Origin of the sequence: Neisseria sp. 74A18 (assembly GCF_001308005.1) — a bacterium.
Taxonomy (GTDB): domain Bacteria; phylum Pseudomonadota; class Gammaproteobacteria; order Burkholderiales; family Neisseriaceae; genus Neisseria; species Neisseria dumasiana.
Map to the genome: position 1 here is coordinate 1 of NZ_LGZA01000083.1, position 608 is coordinate 608.

The window sequence follows — 608 nt, forward strand, 5'->3', positions numbered from 1 at the left end:
AATATGCCTTGGCTGCTTCCGGTTGGGTCGGTTCGGCAAGGGGAAGACCAGTTTTCACATCCAGCTTGGCTTGATCGGCCAGTTTTTTCATCAGCTCGTCGGAGGGCTTGGGCGGTTCTTTTCCCTCTACCCAGCGTTGGAAGGCAATCTTGCCGTCCCATTCCGGCAATGGTGCCGGCGGTAATGGCACTATTTCATCCAAATCAGGGACTTTGGGGGACATAAAGTCGTAATTGGAAAGGTAATCACTAATGATGTTGTAGCGGCGTGCGCGTTCGGCATCCGGAGTAAGGTTTAACTCTAAGCCTTCAAAGCCATCGGCAAGCCATAAGGCCGCTTGGCTATTGCCGTTTTTTACACCTTGGTAAAAGGCCGCTACCGCTTCTTGGTGTCGTCCAAGCCCTGATAAGTTGATCCCTAACCATTTTGATGCATCTCCTTGGCCTTGTTCGGAAGCACAGCGGTAGAGCTTACGCATTAGCTCCAACCGGAATTCATGTGTTTCTTCATGGTCAATCCAAGCCACCTTTTCAGCCAATACGAATTGTGCGTCTCTACTGCCCATATCGGCGGCTTTGCGTAAAAAAGCCAGTTCGCTGTCCGGCGGT

The 608-nt window shown here is 51.3% G+C and carries 1 protein-coding gene; it reads right to left on the reverse strand.

Going from position 1 to position 608, the window contains the following annotated elements:
* Nucleotides 1-608: DUF6396 domain-containing protein (locus AKG43_RS13015; protein ID WP_231718168.1), on the reverse strand; the 608-nt coding region annotated here is incomplete at both ends.